15 protein-coding genes and 1 other RNA gene are annotated in these 15,380 nt (G+C 55.3%); 9 read left to right on the forward strand and 7 right to left on the reverse strand.

The window, feature by feature from the left end:
* Positions 1–52 precede the first annotated feature (52 nt).
* From fliW to IT893_RS00475, 3 genes are all read right to left on the reverse strand, one after another.
* Complete coding sequence (gene fliW, locus IT893_RS00465; protein ID WP_008889070.1) at positions 53–538, reverse strand: flagellar assembly protein FliW; 486 nt, start codon at positions 536–538, stop codon at positions 53–55.
* Positions 539–654: 116 nt separating this feature from the next.
* Positions 655–2,019 carry an adenylate/guanylate cyclase domain-containing protein gene (locus tag IT893_RS00470; RefSeq protein WP_197146484.1) on the reverse strand — a complete coding sequence of 455 codons (1,365 nt, stop codon included), beginning with the start codon at positions 2,017–2,019 and terminating at the stop codon, positions 655–657.
* On the reverse strand, positions 2,003–2,737 hold the full coding sequence (locus tag IT893_RS00475; RefSeq protein WP_008889072.1) for a Crp/Fnr family transcriptional regulator: 735 nt from the start codon (positions 2,735–2,737) through the stop codon (positions 2,003–2,005). Before IT893_RS00475 ends, IT893_RS00470 begins: the two co-directional genes overlap by 17 nt.
* A gap of 454 nt (positions 2,738–3,191) precedes the next feature.
* On the opposite strand from IT893_RS00475, the gene IT893_RS00480 reads away from it, so the two are divergent.
* The 7 genes from IT893_RS00480 (at position 3,192) to aroQ (ending at position 10,042) form a co-directional block, all read left to right on the forward strand.
* A complete protein-coding gene (locus IT893_RS00480; RefSeq protein WP_063085780.1) occupies positions 3,192–4,217 on the forward strand; it encodes a DctP family TRAP transporter solute-binding subunit in 1,026 nt (341 codons plus the stop codon).
* Positions 4,218–4,324: 107 nt separating this feature from the next.
* The gene (locus IT893_RS00485; RefSeq protein ID WP_008889074.1) at positions 4,325–4,807 is read left to right on the forward strand and encodes a TRAP transporter small permease; all 483 of its coding nucleotides are present in this window, start codon (positions 4,325–4,327) and stop codon (positions 4,805–4,807) included.
* Positions 4,804–6,072 (forward strand): TRAP transporter large permease, encoded by a 1,269-nt coding sequence (locus IT893_RS00490; RefSeq protein WP_064788160.1) that lies wholly within the window; start codon positions 4,804–4,806, stop codon positions 6,070–6,072. Before IT893_RS00485 ends, IT893_RS00490 begins: the two co-directional genes overlap by 4 nt.
* Positions 6,073–6,083: 11 nt before the next feature.
* On the forward strand, positions 6,084–6,932 hold the full coding sequence (locus IT893_RS00495; protein ID WP_008889076.1) for a shikimate dehydrogenase: 849 nt from the start codon (positions 6,084–6,086) through the stop codon (positions 6,930–6,932).
* Positions 6,933–6,944: 12 nt separating this feature from the next.
* Positions 6,945–7,598, forward strand: coding sequence for a GntR family transcriptional regulator (locus tag IT893_RS00500; RefSeq protein WP_063085768.1), 654 nt, complete (start codon positions 6,945–6,947; stop codon positions 7,596–7,598).
* A gap of 81 nt (positions 7,599–7,679) precedes the next feature.
* Entirely contained in the window at positions 7,680–9,557 is a 1,878-nt protein-coding gene (locus tag IT893_RS00505; RefSeq protein ID WP_197146485.1) for a bifunctional sugar phosphate isomerase/epimerase/4-hydroxyphenylpyruvate dioxygenase family protein, read from the forward strand.
* Positions 9,558–9,595: 38 nt separating this feature from the next.
* On the forward strand, positions 9,596–10,042 hold the full coding sequence (aroQ, locus tag IT893_RS00510) for a type II 3-dehydroquinate dehydratase (protein WP_197146486.1): 447 nt from the start codon (positions 9,596–9,598) through the stop codon (positions 10,040–10,042).
* A gap of 144 nt (positions 10,043–10,186) precedes the next feature.
* Here aroQ and recR read toward each other — a convergent pair whose 3' ends face one another.
* The 4 genes from recR to ffs all read right to left on the reverse strand — a co-directional run bounded on the left by recR (position 10,187) and on the right by ffs (position 13,384).
* Positions 10,187–10,780: a recombination mediator RecR gene (gene recR, locus IT893_RS00515; RefSeq protein ID WP_197146487.1), complete on the reverse strand. Its 594-nt coding sequence runs from the start codon at positions 10,778–10,780 to the stop codon at positions 10,187–10,189.
* Positions 10,781–10,900: 120 nt separating this feature from the next.
* Positions 10,901–11,224 carry a YbaB/EbfC family nucleoid-associated protein gene (locus tag IT893_RS00520; protein ID WP_008889081.1) on the reverse strand — a complete coding sequence of 108 codons (324 nt, stop codon included), beginning with the start codon at positions 11,222–11,224 and terminating at the stop codon, positions 10,901–10,903.
* Entirely contained in the window at positions 11,221–13,110 is a 1,890-nt protein-coding gene (locus IT893_RS00525; RefSeq protein ID WP_197146488.1) for a DNA polymerase III subunit gamma/tau, read from the reverse strand. Before IT893_RS00525 ends, IT893_RS00520 begins: the two co-directional genes overlap by 4 nt.
* A gap of 179 nt (positions 13,111–13,289) precedes the next feature.
* An RNA gene (ffs, locus tag IT893_RS00530) (signal recognition particle sRNA small type) lies at positions 13,290–13,384 on the reverse strand.
* Positions 13,385–13,574: 190 nt separating this feature from the next.
* On the opposite strand from ffs, the gene nudC reads away from it, so the two are divergent.
* Positions 13,575–14,501: an NAD(+) diphosphatase gene (nudC, locus tag IT893_RS00535; protein ID WP_197146489.1), complete on the forward strand. Its 927-nt coding sequence runs from the start codon at positions 13,575–13,577 to the stop codon at positions 14,499–14,501.
* A 78-nt stretch (positions 14,502–14,579) separates the two neighbouring features.
* On the forward strand, positions 14,580–15,380 hold the full coding sequence (locus tag IT893_RS00540; RefSeq protein WP_197146490.1) for a transporter substrate-binding domain-containing protein: 801 nt from the start codon (positions 14,580–14,582) through the stop codon (positions 15,378–15,380).

Consider the following 15,380-nt stretch of genomic DNA (forward strand, 5'->3'; position numbering starts at 1 on the left):
GGCGCAATTCGATGCGCAGCAAAACGTCAGGATCTGACGAAGGGGCTTATGCTTAGCTCAGAACGTGGTGGAAAGAATATCCGCCGACCTCGGGCAGGTGATGCTGATAGGCGGCCTGACGGGCGGTATCAATAATGATCGGCGCGCGCAGATTGACCGACATGCTGACCGGGCCGTCATCGGGCTTGTGCAGGGTCACAATCAGCAACACCGCGCCATCTTCCTTTTTGATGCCGTGAATGCCAAAGCCCTGTTCAAGGTGTTCGGGCCGGATCGTATCGCTTTCAAGGTTATAGGGCGCAACGATAAAGGCCAGTTCCGGTTCGGTCAGGCATTGCATCAAAAGAAACGCATTGCCGCTTTCCCCCGGGAAGCTTGCCAGCGCAAAGACGTTATGATCAGGAAAGCCCTTAAGCCCGGCCGGGAAGTAAATGGCCTTGTCCCAGGCGAATTCGCGTTCGCCAAACAGGGTGGTCAGTTTTACGGCGGACGGGACGGGCCCCTTGGCCGTCGGGTTCGCGCCTTTTTCGGTCGCCATCGCGTCCTCCTGCTGATCCGTTTTCATGCTGCACCAGAAATATCAAAGCACTTTGGATTGGTTTGCCGGATATTCAAGGGCTTGGCAGACCGGAAGACATTCTATTAGCAGTTTATTTAGCAGCCGTTAAAGCGGACCCCGACAGGTTCACTAAACCCTTTGACCTGAATTGTTTGCGTTTGTGCATAACGGGCAAGAAGGATCGGTCCGGCAACCGGGGCCTCTTTACGCAGGCGGTTGGCGAATTGTTCGCTCATGACCGTATCGCTGCCAAGTTCGCGGGTGGCCTTTTCAAGGCGGGCCGCCAGATTAACCGTGGCGCCGATGACGGCGGGGGTGACCGCTTCGCGTTGGCCGATATCTCCGACAACGGCCGGGCCGAAATTAAGGCCAACCCCGATTTCAAGCGGTTCGCCGCCATTTGCCGGGGACCGGGCCTGCCATTCGGCGACCTGGGCGATGATTGCCTGTGCGGCACAAAATGCATTGGCCGCCGGGTTTTCAAGATCGTCGAAGGCCGCGAAACTCGCCATCACCGCATCACCGATATATTTTTCAACAATGCCGCCATAGGCACCGATTTGCGACGTTGCGATGTGATGGAACTGGTTGAGGAACCGCATGACTTCCTGCGGGTCGCGCTTTTCGGCAAAGCGTGAAAAGCCAATAACATCGGCAAACAGAATAACGCATTCGCGGCGTTCACCCACACGGATCGGTTCATCACGATCGGCCAACTGATCGGCAAGGGCGATCGGGAAGTATCGTGCCAGATTGCCATGCGCGCGTTCGGACGCCGCCGACTGGTTAATCAAAACCCGCAAACGCGAAACCATCACCGCACAGGCCAATGTAAAGACGATGACAATGATCACCTGTTCGGCAAGGGCCGAGATATCGACAAATTCCGGCAGGTTATAGGTATCAATGATTTCTTGTTGGCTCGGGTTCCATTCATCGCCGAAATGCTGGGAAACAATCACCCCGGGCCGCGTCATCAGCCACCAGATCGCCCCGCACCATGACGCAAACAGCCAGAAGCCGAACCACAGGATCAGGCGCGGCGAAAAGGTCATGATGATGATTGCCATCATGATCATCGAAAAGACCACGCCACGGTCACGTACGACAAAGCCATAAAGCCATGCCGGATGATCCAGCAACGGATTAAGCGGATCGGGCACAACCGAGACATAAACAATCAGAACCGCGTCAATCACCGCCAGCAGATAGATCATCCAGTATGATTTGCCGCCCCGAAAGGCGACGAAAAGCTGAACGAACACACCGGGAATGAACCAGCCGAGGACCTCAAGCAATGTGTAAAGCTTGCCGGTGGGCGAATCAGGTTTGCTAAACAAAAGCAGGATGAACGCCAGAAGGCAGATGCGTAAGAAGGCAACAAGGATCAGCCCGCGCTTTTCTTCGCGGGCGACAAGGCGTTCAAAAATTGACTCGGAAGGCTCAGTTTTTGACGGCATCAGCAAGAAGTTGTTTCAGCCCTTCGCTGTCCTTGACGACCAGTCGACCATCACGGCGCGTGATCATCCCCTGTTTTTCAAGTTCGCGCAGCTTCTTGTTCACCGCTTCACGGGTCACACCCAGCATCAGGCCCAGTTCCTGCTGCGACAGCGGCAGGGCAATGCGAATGCCTTCCGGGTCCGGGCCGCCATGACGTTCGGCCAGCCACAAGATGCGCTTGATCAGACGTGCGGTCAGATCAAGGAAGTTGGCATCTTCAAGCAGGTCACTGACCCAGCGCAGACGACGACACAAAAGGGCGGTGATGTGACGGCGCAGCGGGGCTTCGCGGTCAAAGATTTCAAAGAAGTCATCGCGCGAAATGAAAAGTGTCCGGGTCGGGCCAACTGCGCGGGCGGTCGCCGTGCGCGGTTCGCCATCCAGCAATGCGATTTCGCCAAATACCGCACCGGGGGCCAAAACGTTAAGCACGATTTCCTTGCCGGTTTCCGAAACCGATGAAATGCGAACCTTGCCGGCCTCGACCGCATAAAGCCCGTCTGCCGGTGCACCCTTTTCAAACAGCAACTGGCCATCGTCGAACCGGCGCACAGTCGCCTGGTTTGACAGTTGCTCCAACAGTTCGGGGTCCAGATCCTCAAACAGGAAGCTGCCTGCCAGAATGCGCGAAGCAATCTTCGCAAGTTGCGGTGATTTTGGGCCGGTTACACTGTTCACGGGGTTCACTTTGAAAATGGTTTCGTTTCAGCGGGCGAATCGCAGAATTCGAATGCCAAAGTAGCACAAATATCCTGCTTTACAGCAAGCTGTTTTGCAACTGGCATCTGGCCATTGCATCTGTTGCCAAGTCACTGGAATGCTTGTGATGCGACAAGGTTTTTTGATGTCACTGGTTTGAAATTCAGACAGCCCTCCCCCAAGCTTATAGATGTTAAAGCATCGCTTTTTGGCAGGAATTTGACGGGAAGATCGGGACTGGCCGCAGAGAATGGCAACGATCCGAACGGGGCCAAAGGCCTTATTTTACGCGGCTTACAGGTAAAATATAGAACATTTGACAAAATCTCCTATGTTTTTTAAATTATCCTAATTCCGAACAGGGACCGCCCAAGAACAAGAGTGTCAAAAGCAACCACGGTCCGCGGATGTCGTTTTATATCGGGAGGAAGAAATGAAGATGATTTCCAAAGGTGCCTTGTTTGGCGCCGCTTCAATGGTCGCCGCGTCATTTGGTTTTAACGCGCAGGCAGCCGATGTGACCCTGAACTTTGCCCATGTTGACCCGGCAGAGTGGACCACCTCGAAAAAAGGTGCAGCGTCACAGGTCTTTAAAAACATTGTCGAAGCAGAATCGGCTGGCCGTATTGAGGTCGCTCTGTTCCCGGCCGGTGCGCTGGGCGGTGAAACCGATCTGCTGCAGAATACCCAGGACGGTACGCTTGCCATGTCGATGGTATCGGGTCCGTTCTCCAAGGTCTGCCCTGAGGCAGCCGTTCTTGATATCCCTTATGTTTTCCCGAATGCCAACGTTGCCTGGAACGTTCTGGATGGTGATTTCGGCAAGGAACTTGCCGCGCACTGCCTGGAAAAAACCGGTCTGCGTACGCTGGCCTATGGTGAAACCGGTTTCCGTAACTTCACCAACTCCCAGCGTGCAATTTCCGAGCCGAAAGACATGGAAGGCTTGAAAATTCGCGTCATGACCGTTCCGCTGTTCGTGGAAATGGTCAAGGCACTTGGTGGCGAACCGACCCCGATTCCGTGGCCGGAAGTCCCGACCGCACTGACCACTGGTACGGTGGACGGTCAGGAAAACCCGATCAGCGTGATCTATGCCAACAAGTTCTATGAAATGCAGAAATATCTGACGCTTGACCGTCACGTATATGGCACCGACTTCATCGTGATCAACGAAGCAATCTATCAGAACCTTTCCGAGGCTGATCAGGCACTTCTGCGTCGCGCCGCCGGTGTTGCATCGAACGTTGGCCGTGCGGTTCAGCAGTTCAACTCTGCCGAAGGCGTTGCCAAACTGGCAGAGGAAGGCATGGAAGTAACCACGCCGACCGCCGAACAGCTCAAGATGTTCCGTGATGCCGCTCAGCCGGCAGTCATCGAATGGCTTTCGGGCGAGATCGATGCTGCATGGATCGAAAAACTGCAAACTGCCGTTTCCGAAGCAGAAGCTTCAATGTAATCGGTGTTTGGCGGGTCGGGTGCTCCTCCTTGCACCTGACCTGCCCTTTTTTCCCGCCACCGTGCTTATAAAAGCATAATAATTTTCAGAGCGATCCGGGGGAACCCATGCAACGCACCGAGAATGCTTACAAGCGTTTGCTCGCCGGACTTTCGGGATTAAGTATCCTAATTGTTTTTGGTGTCGTTTTTGCCGGCAGTGTCAGCCGATATCTGTTTTCTTCCCCGCTGCAATGGAGCGAAGAAATCGCGAAATATGCGATGATCTATGGCTGCATGTTCGGTGTGGCCTATGCCTATCTGCAGGGTACCCAGATCACTTTCAGCATTGTTGTTGATACCATTCCCGCACGCATCCGCCGCAAGCTCGCAATCATTGTTGATGCCGCGACGCTGGTTCTGGGCGGTATCCTTGCCTATGCAGGCTATGTATTTGCTGCCAAGCGCGGCGGTATTGTTGCCTCTGGCATTGGCATTCAGATGTATTGGGCGCAAATCGCCATCACTGTTGGTGGTGTTTGTCTGGTGATTGCCGCCATTTTGCGCCTTGCATCTTGTCTGAATAAGAATTCCACCGGGGGTGAAGCATGATTACCGGCGTCACCCTTCTGGCACTGCTTGCGATCGGTGCACCGGTTGCCTTTGCGATCGCGCTTGGCATTGTCGCCTATATCAGTACCGGCACGTTTGGCATTGATCTTCTGCCGCAGCGTATTTTTGCCGGGATGGACAGCTTTACCATTCTTGCCATTCCGCTGTTTGTTCTGGCCGGCGAGTTGATGAATGCCAGTGGCATCACATCGCGTGTGATCAATCTGGCCAATGCACTTGTAGGCCATGCCAAGGCCGGTCTTGCCCAGGTCAATATCTGGTCCTCGGTGATCTTTGCCGGTCTTTCGGGATCTGCGGTTGCTGATACATCCGCAATTGGCCGTATCTTTATTCCGTCGATGGAAAAGGAAGGCTATCCGCGTGATTTTGCCGCCGCCCTGACGGCTGCATCATCGGTCATCGGTCCGATCATTCCGCCCAGCATTCCGGTGATTATCTATGCGCTGATCACCACCAATGTGTCGGTGCCGGCCTTATTCCTTGCCGGGATTGTGCCCGGTGTTTTGCTGGCGATTGCGTTGTCGGTTTATGTGCGCTTCTTTGTCAAAAACCACGCCAAGCCGCGCGAACGCATGAATATGGGCGAGAAGCTCAAGGCGATCTGGAACGGCCTTATTCCGCTGTTCATGCCGGTCTTTGTCATCGGCTCGATCCTTGCTGGCATCGTCACCCCGACCGAGGCGGCAAGCTTTGCTGTGTTCTATGCACTGGTTGTTGGCCTGTTCGTATTCCGGGAACTGAAACCGGGCGATCTGCCGGCAATTTTCGCAGGTGCGATGCGCGATTCATCAAGCATCCTGATCATCATGGCAACGGTGGCGGCGGCAAACTGGTTCATGACCTTTGCCGGTATTCCACAGACCGTCAGCAAGTTCGTTCTGGGCTATGTCGACAGCCCGGTCACCTTCCTGATCCTGATCAACCTGATGCTTTTGGCGGTTGGTCTGGTGCTTGAAGGGATTGCTGCGATGCTGGTGCTGGTGCCGATCCTGCATCCGATCGCGATCAGCCTTGGCATTGATCCGACCCATTTCGGGATCATCGTGATCTTTAACCTGATGATCGGCCTGATTACGCCGCCGATGGGATTGTGCTTGTTTGTTGCGGATGCGATTGCGGGCGTCGGTATGGCCCGAATGATCCGCGCGATCATGCCGTTCTTTATCGTTGAACTGGCGGTGTTGCTGATCATCACCTTTGTACCGGGCATCGTTACGTTCTTGCCCGATCTGTTTGGATTTTAGGATACCTGTCCATGTTGAAACTCGGTCTTATTGGTAAAGGCATTTCGCGGAGCCAGTCGGCACGACTGCACGTATTGCTGGGCCGTATGTGCGGTATGGATGTCACGTACGACTATCTTGACAGCGATGTGATCAAGGATTTTGACCTGATCAAGCAGCTGACTACCTGTGCGGAAACCGGCTATGCCGGGGTCAATGTGACCCATCCGTACAAAACAAGTGCGCGCAAACTGATCACCCCGCGCAAACGCCTGCCCGAAGCCCTGGGCTCGGTAAACACCGTTGTCTTCCGCGAAGATGGCTGGCGTGGGGATAACACCGACTTTGTCGGCTTCATGCGCGGCTATCAAAAACAGTTCGGCGATGCCAAGCCGGGAACCGTTTTGCAGATGGGGGCGGGTGGTGTCGGCCTTGCCACGGCGTTTGGCCTGCGCGGGCTTGGTGCGGACAAGATCCTGATCCATGACAAGGATGCCGCGCGCGGTGAAGAACTGGTGGCAACCCTTGTTGCGGCCAATGCCAATGCGGCCTTTGTCGGTGAAGATGACCTTTCTGATGCGGTGCGCGCGTCCGATGGTTTGATCAACTGCACGCCGGTTGGCATGAACCAGTATCCCGGCTGCCCGTTTGATACCGATCTGTTTGGTGGACAGAAATGGGCGTTTGATGCGGTCTATACCCCGGTTCAAACCGCCTTCCTGCGCGCTGCGGCCAAATCGGGGATCGACGTCATGACCGGCTTTGAACTCTTCTTCTTTCAGGGTATTGAAGCATTTGAAGTTTTCAGCGGGGCAGAGATTGATGCCGACGCTGCGAGGGACGAATACTTCAATGCCTATCCCGAGGCATTGACAGGCTAGGGGACCAAGACCATGAGCAGCAGTACCGTTGCCGAGACAGTCTATAACGAAATTCGCGATGACATTTTGTATGGCGAATTGCAGCCGGGCGTGAAGCTTAAGCTCGAGGCGCTGCGCGAACGTTATAGCGTCGGGGTCAACACGCTGCGTGAAGTGCTTAATCGTCTGGTGGCGTCGGGCTTTGTGTTTGTCGAAGGCCAGAAGGGCTTCCGTGTTGTTGAAACATCGCCGTCGAACTTCATGGAACTGACGGCGATGCGACTGTTGCTTGAACGCGATGGTCTGGCGGCCTCGATCAAGCATGGCGACGTTGAATGGGAAGCCCGGGTTGCGGCCGCCCATCACAAGCTTTCCACTGTTGAAAAGCAGATGCTTGACCGTGACAGCCGCGAACTGACCGTGCGCTGGAGCCAGTATGACCGCGAATTTCATCAGGCGCTGATTTCGGCCTGTGGGTCGAACCTGCATATGCGCCTGCACCACGAGATTTTCGATCAGTTCCGCCGCTATGTGGTGATCGAACTCAAAACCCATGGTTTCCGTGCCCAGGAAATCATCGATGAGCATCGCGAAATCTGTGAGCTGTCGCTTGCACGGGATCTGGATGGCGCGATTGCCAAACTGACCGACCATATCGAAACCTATCGGCGCCGTTCACAGCATTGATCTGCGCGCGGGGTACGCCCCGCGATTGCAGCATCCTTCTGTGAATGTGCCGGTGCCCCACATGCATCCCGGAGGGATAAAATGCTGACCTCAATTGCCACAGTTTCACTGTCAGGCGATCTTCAGGAAAAACTCGATGCCATTGCCGCTGCCGGCTTTGACGGGGTCGAGATTTTTGAAAATGACCTTCTGTCCTTTGACGGATCGCCGGAAGATGTTGGCAAAACGATCCGTGATCTGGGTCTGAAACTGGTCACCTTCCAGCCGTTCCGCGATTTCGAAGGCATGCCCGAACCCCAGCGCACCCGCGCGTTTGAGCGCGCCGAGCGCAAGTTTGACCTGATGGAAGAACTGGGCACAGACCTATTGATGGTTTGTTCGAACGTCTCCCCGCAATCATTGGGCGGGCTTGATCGCGCCGCCAAGGACCTGGCAGAGCTTGGCGATCGTGCCGCCAAACGGGGCTTGCGTGTCGCGTTCGAGGCCCTTTCATGGGGCAAGCATATCAGCGACTATCGCGACAGCTGGGAAGTCGTGCGGCGCGCCAATCACCCGAATGTTGGTCTGGTGCTTGATACCTTCCACATCATGGCGCGCAAGGTGCCGCTCGATGCGATTTCATCGATCCCGGGCGACAAGATTTTCCTCGTGCAGGTGGCCGATGCGCCGATCCTTGAAATGGATGCCCTGTCCTGGAGCCGCCATTTCCGCTGCTTCCCGGGGCAGGGGGACTTCCCGCTCGGTGAGTTCATGCGCAACCTTGCCATGACCGGCTATGACGGGCCGCTGTCGCTTGAGATTTTCAACGATCAGTTCCGCTCAAGCTCGACCAAGAACGTGGCCAAGGATGGTTTGCGCTCCCTGATCTATCTCGGCGACGGCATCGAAGGCGTTCAGGTTGGTGAGAAGGGCACGGCCCTGCCGCCCAAGGCGCATGCCAAGGAAGTCGGCTTTGTCGAGTTCGCGGTCGAGGAAGAAAACGCCGAAAAGCTTGCGACACTGTTCGCTGCCCTTGGCTTTGAAAAGCGCGGCAGTCACAAGACCAAGGCGGTGACATGGTGGAAACAGGGTGACATCAACCTTGTGATCAATTGCGACAAGGATGGCTTTGCGCATTCCTATAACATCGTGCATGGCCCGTCGGTCTGTGCGGTCGGGCTTAAGGTCGATGACGCCAAGGCAACGATGGATCGCGCGCAATCTTTGCTGGCAGCCCCCTTCAGTCAGGCGGTTGGCGAAGGCGAAATTGAAATGCCGGCCATCCGGGGTGTCGGCGGCAGCCTTGTTTATTTCCTTGATGACCATAGCGAGCTTTCGCGCATCTGGGATGTCGAGTTTGAACCCGAAAAGGGTGCTTACGCTGACGCCGGAAAGGCAAAACTTCGCAAGGTCGATCATGTGTCATACTCGATGCAGTATGAGGAAATGCTGACCTGGCTTTTGTATTTCACCTCGATCTTTGATCTCGGCAAAATGCCGACCCTTGATATCCCGGATCCGGGCGGGCTTGTGCAAAGTCAGGTGGTGCAAAGCGATGCGGTGCGTTTGATCCTCAATGGCTCGCAAAGCCCGCATACCCAGCATTCCCAGTTCCTCAACGAGTTCTTTGGCAGCGGTGTGCAGCATCTGGCCTTTGCCAGCGACGATATCTTTGCCTCGGTGGATTATTGCATGGCACATGGCGTTGAAATCCTGCCGATCCCGGAAAACTATTATGACGATATCGAAGCACGGTTTGGGTTGGAGCCGGAACTGCTTGATCGTTTGCGCGCACGTAATATTCTCTATGATCGTGATGATGAAGGTGAATATTATCAGGCCTATACGCGTACCTTCGCCAACCGTTTCTTCTTTGAATTGGTCGAGCGTCGCGCGTATCGTGGCTTCGGGGCGGCCAATGCGCCGATCCGGCTTGCGTCACAGACGCGCATGAACCGTCGTAACGATGCGGCGAAATAACCACAGGGCACCAAGCGCATAAAGGCGGGAACAAGGAAATGAGCGTGCAGGAAATTCTAGTCATCAACGGACCGAACCTGAACCTTCTGGGACAGCGCCAGCCGGAAATTTACGGCTATGACACGCTGGCCTCGATCGAGGAAAAATGCAGTGCCCTTGCCAAGGAGCTTGGCGTTTCGGTGCGGTTTGGCCAGTCCAACCATGAAGGTGCGATCATCGACATGATCCACGAGGCCCGCACCAAATCAGCCGCCCTGATCATCAATGCCGGTGCCTATACCCATACCTCGGTTGCGATCCATGACGCGCTCAAGACCTTTGAGGGCTATATCATCGAGCTGCATATTTCCAACCCGCACGCGCGTGAGGAATTCCGCCATACCAGCTGGATCAGCTCGGTCGCCGATGCGGTGATGGCAGGTGCCGGTGCCTATGGCTATGAGCTGGCAACCCGCCTTGCTGCGGAAAAGATCAAGGCTGCCTGAAAAAGGCTCTGAATTATTCAATCCGGCTGTGGCAGAATACTGTAATTCTGACCTCAGAAGGTTTGAATAATTACGACACAGTAATTGTGAAAATAATTAAGGGCAGCTCATGGCTGCCCTTTTTTCTGTCTGAATGATTGCTGTTTAGACCGAGCTTCTTGAGCGCAATGCGGCCGCCAGTGTGCCATCATCAAGATAATCAAGCTCACCGCCCACCGGCACGCCATGGGCAAGGCGGGTGACCTTGACCCCGGTTTCGATCAGCCGTTCGGTGATGTAATGTGCTGTGGTCTGACCATCGACCGTGGCATTGGTGGCAAGGATGACCTCGGACACAGCGTTTTCGCGCACGCGGTTGACCAGCTGATCGATTTTAAGGTCATCCGGGCCAACACCATCAAGCGGCGACAGCGTCCCGCCCAACACATGATACTTGCCCTTAAACGATGCCCCGCGCTCAAGCGCCCAAAGATCCTGGACTTCCTCGACCACACAGATGATGTCCGTGCCGCGGTTTTGGTCTGCACAGATATGGCAAGGGTCGGTGACATCGATATTGCCGCAATTCGAACAGGTCGTCATGACCTCCGCCGTGGAATGCAGCGCATCTGCCAGCGGGATCATCAATGTTTCAGGCTTTTTGAGCATCTGCAAGACCGCACGCCGTGCCGAACGCGGCCCAAGTCCGGGCAGACGCGAAAGCAGCTTGATCAGATTTTCAATTTCCCGTCCGGTCATAATGACCCCGTGTGTGGTGTTTTCTGATAGTTAGCTTGTATCAAAAACAAAGGGCGGCGCAACGCCACCCTTTGCCGCGTACATTAAAAGTACGAATTTTATCGCGTGTCCGATGAAAGATCAGAACGGCAGTTTGAAGCCTTCCGGCAGGTTCATGCCGCCGGTGACGTCTTTCATCTTTTCCTGAACGGCGGCCTCGACCTTGACCTTGGCGTCGTTATAGGCGGCCACAATCAGGTCTTCGAGGACTTCGGTGTCGTTCGGGTCAACGATGCTTTTATCAAGCGAAAGGCCGCGCATTTCGCCTTTGCCATTCAGCATCACCTTGACCATGCCCGCACCGGACTGGCCTTCGATTTCAAGTTCAACCAGTCCTTCCTGCATTTCCTGCATTTTGGACTGCATCTGCTGGGCCTGTTTCAGCATCCCTGCAAGGTTCTTCATAGCTCGTCGTCTCCTTCGAGATAAAATGCGTCGTCATATACGGAACCGCTTTCGTCCTCTTCGCCCTCGGCATTTTCCTGGCCGGGTGGCAGATGGACGGCAACGATTTTGGCTTTTGGTAAACCATCCAGAATGGCCCTGACCAGCGGATCTTGCGAGGCATCTGCCTTGCGCTGTTCAAGGGCTTCAAGTTCCTGTTCCTTAAGGGTCGGTGCCCCTTCTTCGCGCTCCGACACACTTACCAGCCAGCGATGACCGGTCAGGCCATTCAGCGCCTTGATCAGCTTGGTCGAAAGGTCCGACCCCGCCCCGCGTGCCGGGCGAAATTCAATGCGACCCGGCTCATACTTCACCAGATGCATATAGTTTTTGACCTGCATCGAAAGGCCGGTGGTTTCCCGGTCCTTGCCAAGCAACTCGGCAACTTCTTCGAACGTTTCGGGCATCTTGGCATAGACTGGCTGTTCGACCTGTTCGGGTTCGCCCAGCGGATCAGGTCGGCGCTGGGCAACGGCGGCTGCACCGCCGCCGCCATTAACAACCTGCATGCGCGGTCCCGGGCCACCACTACCGCCGCCATTGCCGCCACCTTGTGGCGCGCCGCCGCCGTTACCGGCATTGTTCATGTCCTGACGCAGCTTCTTGATCAGGTCACCGGGCGGTGGCATTTCCGCGGCATAGGCCAGGCGGATCAGGATCATTTCAGCGGCCTGAAACGGTGATGGCGCAATGCGCGTTTCTTCAAGGCCCTTAAGCAACATCTGCCAGGCGCGGGTCAATTGCGGCATCGCAAGCTTGGCGGCAATTTCCTTGCCGCGTTCGCGTTCGATCTGTGACACGCCGGGATCATTGGCGGCATCAGGCGACAGCTTCACGCGTGTCAGCCAATGGGTCAGATCAAGCATATCATGCAACATCACCGGCGGATCACCACCAAGGGCATATTGCGCGCCAAGAAGTTCCAGCGCCTCGTTAATCTCGCCCTTCATGGTGTGATCAAACAAGTCGAATATGCGTGACCGGTCCGAAAGACCCAGCATGTCACGCACCTGCTGGGTGGTGACCTTGCCAGCACCATGCGAGATTGCCTGATCAAGCAAGCTCATGCCATCACGGACCGACCCATCGGCGGCACGCGCGATCAGGGTGACGGCTTCTTCTTCGATCTCGGCATTTTCAAGCCCGGCGATGCGGCTATAGTGCGCGGCCAGTTCATCGGTCTGCACGCGGCGCAAGTCAAAGCGCTGACAGCGCGACAGGACCGTGATCGGGATTTTGCGGATCTCGGTGGTGGCAAAGATGAATTTCACATGCTCTGGCGGTTCTTCAAGCGTTTTCAAAAGCGCGTTAAACGCACTTTTCGAAAGCATGTGCACTTCGTCGATGATGTAGATCTTGTAGCGTGCCGACGTCGGGCGATAACGAACACCTTCGATCAGTTCGCGAATGTCATCAACGCCGGTCCGCGACGCCGCATCCATTTCCAGAACGTCAACATGGCGGTCTTCGGCAATCGCGCGGCAATGCTCACACACACCACACGGCTCGATCGTCGCACCGCCCTTGCCATCTGCGCCAATGCAGTTCAGCGCACGCGCAATGATACGCGCCGTCGTGGTTTTACCAATCCCGCGCACACCGGTCAGGATGAAAGCATGCGCAAGGCGGCCACTTTCAAGCGCGTTTGACAGCGTCTTGACCATCGGCCCGTGGCCGATCAGTTCATCAAAGGATTTCGGGCGGTATTTCCGCGCAAGAACCTGATACTCGCTTTTGCTTTCTGGCTCGGCCGTGGTGACGGGCGCGGTTGTGTCCGTGACGTTACTGTCTGTCACCGTGTCACCTTCTGGTGCCGTTTCGCTGGCGGTCTCGATCTGCTCGCTCATTCATCCGGTCCGGACTGTTTTAATTCTCATTCGGTTTTAGCAGCTTCGAAGCCCTATGGGAAAGACCAAGTGGGATATTTCCCACACAAACTTGGGAAAGTTCCCATGCAAAAAACCATCTGCCCATCAATGTCAGTGGCAAAGAAAATATCAGCAATTTCAATGGGAGGGTTTGAAGGGTGAGAGACTGAGCAGCGACCCGGAAAAACTCGTTACGGCTGCTACCTTCCGGTCCTGACCGGGTTGGCGAGCGGTCCGTCCACTGCCAGCCTCTCGCCCCCTATATCGCGCAAGCGTCCATAAAACGCAAGGGTTGGCTGGGATTTTTTCTGTTATCAAGCAATCGTGGCTTTTGACCGATCCTCACCCACGTTAATGTCATGCTCCGTCACCACAGGAAATGTCGGCGATCCCATGGGCTTGCCCGATATATTCCGCATCAGAATTTCAAGAAAGTGACCACCATGCACAGGCTGTTTTATGAATCCGTTGATCTTGATCGCGATGCGGTTTTGCGCAAACGCGAAGACTGGCAACAGGTTCTGTTGGCCGAGGAGTCGCTGCGCATCCTGATTTGCCATGCCGGTGATCCGCTTTTTGCCTGGCCGGAGGATATGGACGCCCATGAACTGGTGGTGCTGGGCGCCCCGGCGGTTCCGCATCTGGATGTTGATCTTCATCGCGGGCAGTGGATTTATCTTGGTCGTGATGAAAGCGGGCCAGTGATTGCGGTCGATATTGCCGCGGTGGTGACAGATCGTGACGAGGCGATCCGCAAACTCGGTGGTGGTTTTGGCGATATGCGCACCCGCATGGCCAATCTTTCGGTGGATGAGGCCGCCCTTGCCGCACAGGCACGTGCGATTTTCAACTGGCATCAGGGGCACCAGTTCTGTGGCGCGTGCGGCCATCCGAATGTGGTGGCAGAGGCGGGCTATCGTCTGCAATGCAGCAACCCGGATTGTGGCAAATCGCATTTCCCGCGCACCGATCCGGCCGTGATCATGTTGATCCATCATCAGGATCATGTGTTGCTGGCAAGATCCCCGCAATTCCTGCCTGGCATGGTGTCGGTTCTGGCCGGGTTTGTCGAACCGGGCGAAACCCTTGAACAGGCGGTCGCGCGTGAAGTGTTCGAAGAAGTCGGTGTCCGGATCAAACGCCCGCAATATGTCGCATCCCAGCCCTGGCCGTTTCCGGGTTCCTTGATGCTTGGCTTTGTCGCCGAGGCCGAAACAACAGACCTTTTGCCCGATAACGAAGAAATCGAGTTTGCGATGTGGGTGCATCGCGACGATGTGCCAAACCTGCCCGAAAAAGGTATCAACCTGCCGCGTCCGATATCTATCGCACGCTTCCTTCTGGAAAACTGGTGCGCCGGCCACATATAGAAACAAAGAGGCCTTTGTCACCATCCTGGTGATACGGCATCGCTGTACTGGGTGATGATCGGTATTCAGGAAAAAGCTTTGGTAGCGATACGTTTTCTACGTGATTTGGGTGTAACCGGCGTTGCTGTCTGTTTGCTTGCGATTTTGTTCGCAGTAACGGCCGCAAAGGCCCATGAACGGATCCCCGTCAAGGTCGGTGCGTATGAATATGGCGTGGTCTATTTCTATGAGGATGGCGAGCCTCAGGGCATGGTTCTGCACCTGATCAGACTTCTGAACGATTTGCAGGACGAATATGTGTTTGAACTTGCAGAAACCTCATCGCGGAGACGCTATCAGGCCGTAACCGGTGGTGATGTGGACCTTGTTCTGCTGGAAAGTTCACAATGGGAGTGGCTGGAATTTGATGTTCGCTTTTCCGAACCCATTGTTCAGGAAAAAGATCTTTATCTAACTCTGGCTGGACGCGATGACATCCAAAGCCTGCTGTCGAATGTGACCAATCATCCGATCCTGTGCGTCTTGGGGTTCCATTACGGATTTGCCGATTTCAACGCGGATCCGGAATATCTGCGCCAGAACTTTGATGTTTTGCTGCGCTATAACGAGCAAGAGGTCCTTGACGGACTTCTGGCCGGGGAAGCCCCGATTGGGATTGTCTCGGCGGGCTTTCTGGCCGCCCGGTTTGTTGATTATCCATCCTTGCGCGAAAGCCTTGTGATTTCAGATCAACCCGATGCCGTCCATGATCTGGTGGCGGTGCTGTCAGCCGGATCGTCGATCCCGCTTGAACACTTCAATCAATTGATTGCGAAACTGCAATCCACTGGCGAGGTCGAACGCCTGTGGCAGCAACTTCACATCGGTCTGTCTGGCTAG

Source organism: Thalassospira sp. A40-3, from assembly GCF_015871485.1.
Lineage (GTDB): Bacteria > Pseudomonadota > Alphaproteobacteria > Rhodospirillales > Thalassospiraceae > Thalassospira > Thalassospira tepidiphila.

Coding starts and splice junctions, on each gene's coding strand:
- fliW (WP_008889070.1), bottom strand. CDS start 538: ATGGCGACCGAAAAAGGCGCGAACCCGACGGCCAAGGGGCCCGTCCCG.
- IT893_RS00470 (WP_197146484.1), bottom strand. CDS start 2,019: ATGCCGTCAAAAACTGAGCCTTCCGAGTCAATTTTTGAACGCCTTGTC.
- IT893_RS00480 (WP_063085780.1), top strand. CDS start 3,192: ATGAAGATGATTTCCAAAGGTGCCTTGTTTGGCGCCGCTTCAATGGTC.
- IT893_RS00485 (WP_008889074.1), top strand. CDS start 4,325: ATGCAACGCACCGAGAATGCTTACAAGCGTTTGCTCGCCGGACTTTCG.
- IT893_RS00490 (WP_064788160.1), top strand. CDS start 4,804: ATGATTACCGGCGTCACCCTTCTGGCACTGCTTGCGATCGGTGCACCG.
- IT893_RS00495 (WP_008889076.1), top strand. CDS start 6,084: ATGTTGAAACTCGGTCTTATTGGTAAAGGCATTTCGCGGAGCCAGTCG.
- IT893_RS00500 (WP_063085768.1), top strand. CDS start 6,945: ATGAGCAGCAGTACCGTTGCCGAGACAGTCTATAACGAAATTCGCGAT.
- IT893_RS00505 (WP_197146485.1), top strand. CDS start 7,680: ATGCTGACCTCAATTGCCACAGTTTCACTGTCAGGCGATCTTCAGGAA.
- aroQ (WP_197146486.1), top strand. CDS start 9,596: ATGAGCGTGCAGGAAATTCTAGTCATCAACGGACCGAACCTGAACCTT.
- recR (WP_197146487.1), bottom strand. CDS start 10,780: ATGACCGGACGGGAAATTGAAAATCTGATCAAGCTGCTTTCGCGTCTG.
- IT893_RS00520 (WP_008889081.1), bottom strand. CDS start 11,224: ATGAAGAACCTTGCAGGGATGCTGAAACAGGCCCAGCAGATGCAGTCC.
- IT893_RS00525 (WP_197146488.1), bottom strand. CDS start 13,110: ATGAGCGAGCAGATCGAGACCGCCAGCGAAACGGCACCAGAAGGTGAC.
- nudC (WP_197146489.1), top strand. CDS start 13,575: ATGCACAGGCTGTTTTATGAATCCGTTGATCTTGATCGCGATGCGGTT.